This is a genomic window from Mesorhizobium sp. M7A.F.Ca.ET.027.03.2.1, from assembly GCF_003999175.1.
In the GTDB taxonomy this organism is placed as follows: domain Bacteria; phylum Pseudomonadota; class Alphaproteobacteria; order Rhizobiales; family Rhizobiaceae; genus Mesorhizobium.
Map to the genome: position 1 here is coordinate 1 of NZ_RZOM01000694.1, position 3,340 is coordinate 3,340.

Below are 3,340 nucleotides of genomic sequence, written 5' to 3' on the forward strand. Positions count from 1 at the left end.
ATCCAGATGTTGTCGGACAGCCCGCAGAGCGCCGACGAGGCGGCGAACACCAGCAAGGCAAAGCAGTAGACGTTGCGCAGTCCGAAGCGGTCGGCGGCCCAGCCGCCAAGCGGCATCGAGATGATCAGGCTGGCGACATAGACGGTAATCAAGAGGCCGAGCTGGCTGGGCGGACGGCCGAGACTTTCGCTGATGCCCGGCAGCGCGGTTACCACGACATTCTGATCGAGGCTGGTCATGAACACGCCGCAGGCAACCGTCAGCGGCAGCAGGAGCAGGGCTCTGGCCGGCACATCGGCGCGATCCGTGGCGCCGGCGGATAGTTCTGCGGTCATGGAGATGTTCGAACCAAACGAATGTGCCGACTCTTGAAGAAGGGATTTCATATCCCTCGGGCCGGTTGGGCGGCCACGTTTTCGCACCATGGGCGCCGGCGGCCCGATTCTCTAGCGGCAGAAGCGGCTGGCGTTGATGCCAGATGTGGGCAACGCGGCCATCCGGCCGCGCCGCCTACTGCACCTCGTAGCCGACTTCCTCGCTGGCGTGGCAGAGCGCCTTCCAGAACGAGCGTGCAAACGAGCGGAAGACATAGATGTCGAACTGGTCGGCGCTGGTGCGCTGGATCTGGGCGAAGATGTCGTGATGGGTGGTCGAACGGCCGGCGCCGACCGGAAAGGCCGGCAGCGCGAAGTCGATGGCGAAGAATTTCGCCAGCACCCATTCGGCCTTCGGCCCGGCAATGCGGATGGCGGTGCGGCCGTGCGAGAGGTCGGTCACGGTGCCAATGGCGGGGGTCACCACTTTGGCAAAGGCCGCGGCCAGGCCTTCGGCTTCATCGGCGACGGTGAACTTTCCCGGCGCGAAGCCGAACACCGATTTCACGCCGTCGCTCAAGCCGCCGCCGGCGCCATCGGGCAGGGCAAGCCCGGTGACGGTGCGGATGGCTGCTATCAGCTTCTTCTCCTCGCCGGGCCACGCGGCGAGCTGCACGATCGAGCCCGGCCTTGTCTCGGTCAGGATGATCTCGACGCCGTGCTCGAAATTGCCGTGCGAGCCGACATGGAATTCAGGCTCAAGCGGCGACAAGGGTTCGGGTGATTGGCGCTCAACCATGCATGCGGCTCCCGTCCGGATCGAAGAAGTGGTTGGAGACGATTTCGACCGGTCCGAACCGGTTGCGCAAGGGATCGGAGACATGAGCGCGCGTGCCCTGCCGTGCCTTGCCGCCCTTGACCAGCGCCAGCGCGATATGCTTGCCGAGCGCCGGTGAATAGCAGCAGGCGGTGATGTGACCGATCGAGCCGTGCGGATTGGCCTCGTCAACCTCCTCGACGATGTGCGCGCCGCCATTGAACGGTAGGTTGTCGAGGGCGATCAGGCCGACCAGTTCCAGGCGATCAGACGCGATCAGGCCTTCGCGATCCATCATCGCCGAGCCGATGAATGGCTTCTTCTTCGACAGCATCCAGTCGAGATGCAGGTCGCGCGCCGTGGTACGGCCATCGATCTCGGCGCCGGTCACATGGCCCTTTTCGATGCGCATCGTGCCCAGCGCTTCAAGCCCGTAGGTGACCAGCCCGAACGGCTTGCCTGCTTCAACAAGCGCTTCCCACACATGGGTGCCGTACCCGGCGCCGGAATAGACCTCGAACGCCATTTCACCCGAGAAGGACAGCCGGCAAATCATCACCGGCACGCCTGATATTTCGCCACGTACGATACCCATGAAGGGCAAGGCGGCGTTGTCGACCGATGTGCCGGTGACACAGGCGGCGAGGACCTGCCTGGCCTTCGGCCCGCCGATCGCGGCCCCCGCCCATTCGTCGGTCACCGAGGTGACGTGGACTTTCAGCTCCGGCCAGATCACGTCGAGGAAATATTCCAGATGCTGCATCACCTTGCCGGCATTGGCCGTGGTGGTGGTCATCAGGAAATCCTGCTCGCCAAGCCGCCAGGTGGTGCCGTCGTCGAAGGCAAGGCCGTCCTCGCGCAGCATCAGGCCGTAACGTGCCTTGCCGACGGCCAGCGTCGAAAACATGTTGGTGTAGACACGGTCGAGGAATGCGGCGGCGTCGGGGCCCTGCACGGCAATCTTGCCCAATGTCGAGACATCGACGATGCCGGCGCTTTCGCGTGTCGCCTTGGCTTCGCGCACATAGGCCTGCTCGACCGTTTCGCCTGCATGGCCGTAGATCATCGGGCGATACCAGAGGCCCGCTGAATACATGGTCGCGCCGTTGGCCAGATGCCAATCATGCATCGGGGTCAATCGTTCGGGCTTGAGATCGCCAAAACGTTCCGCCGCCAGCGAGCCGATCGACACCGGCGCGAAGGGCGGCCGGAAGCGTGTCGTGCCGACGTCGGGGATCGGCTTGCCCAGCGCTTCGGCCATGATGGCAAGGCCGGGGACGTTGGAGCTCTTGCCCTGGTCGGTCGCCATGCCGAGCGTGGTGTAGCGCTTCAGATGCTCGACCGAGACGAAGCCCTCGCGGTGGGCCAGCCGCACATCCTCTGCCGTGACGTCGTGCTGGAAATCGACGAAGCTCTTGCCCTTGGCCCTGATCTCGAACACCGGTGCCGGATCGGGATCGCCGGGCACGGCTTCCACCACCGGCAATACAGAAGGCGCGCTGGGGCCACCGGCTGCGGCAAGGCCCGCGGCGCGGCCTTCGGCGATGGCTTCGGCGGTGGAGAAACTGCCGGTGAAGGCGCCGGCACCGATCCAGCTCTGTGTTGGCTTCGGCGGCAGGAAGGCCTGCCGCGCGGCATTCCATTCCGCCTTGGCGCCGGCCTGGCTGGCCAGATGGATGGTCGGCGACCAGCCGCCGGACATCAGCAGGCAATCGGCGTGGATACTGCGGGCATCACCTATGAGTGCGCCATTGGCCATATCGAAGCGTTGCAGTTTGAGGCCGGACAGCGCCTTTCCGCCTTCGGTGGCGACGACGGCATGGCCAGCGAAGATCTCGGCCTCGGCTTCCGCAGCCAGCTTGCGCATCTCCGGCGAAAGTTCCGGCCTGACATCGGCGATGGCGACGACCGCGGCACCGGCCTTCTTCAAGGCGACGGCCGCCCGATAGGCGCTGTCATTGTTGGTGAACAGCGCGATCCGCTCGCCCGGTAGCACGCCGAATTCGTTGGCATAGCGCTCGGCTGCATGCGCCAGCATCACGCCTGGCAGGTCATTTCCGGGGAATACGAGCGGCCGCTCGAACGCACCGGTGGCCAGGACCACGGATTTGGCACGGATCGCCCAATAGCGATGGCGCGGCTCGCCCTTGCCTGGCTGATCCTTGTGATCGCTGACCCGTTCGAGCGCGGCAAGCGTGTTGTTGTCGTA

At 65.1% G+C, this 3,340-nt stretch carries 3 protein-coding genes; all 3 read right to left on the minus strand.

The features are described 5' to 3' along the window. Positions 1-335: MFS transporter (locus EN750_RS25060; RefSeq protein ID WP_127398085.1), on the minus strand; the 335-nt coding region annotated here is incomplete at its 3' end. A gap of 175 nt (positions 336-510) precedes the next feature. After that, entirely contained in the window at positions 511-1,113 is a 603-nt protein-coding gene (locus tag EN750_RS25065) for a sarcosine oxidase subunit gamma (protein WP_127398087.1), read from the minus strand. Beyond that, positions 1,106-3,340: glycine cleavage T C-terminal barrel domain-containing protein (locus EN750_RS25070; protein ID WP_127398089.1), on the minus strand; the 2,235-nt coding region annotated here is incomplete at its 5' end. The genes EN750_RS25070 and EN750_RS25065, both read right to left, overlap by 8 nt.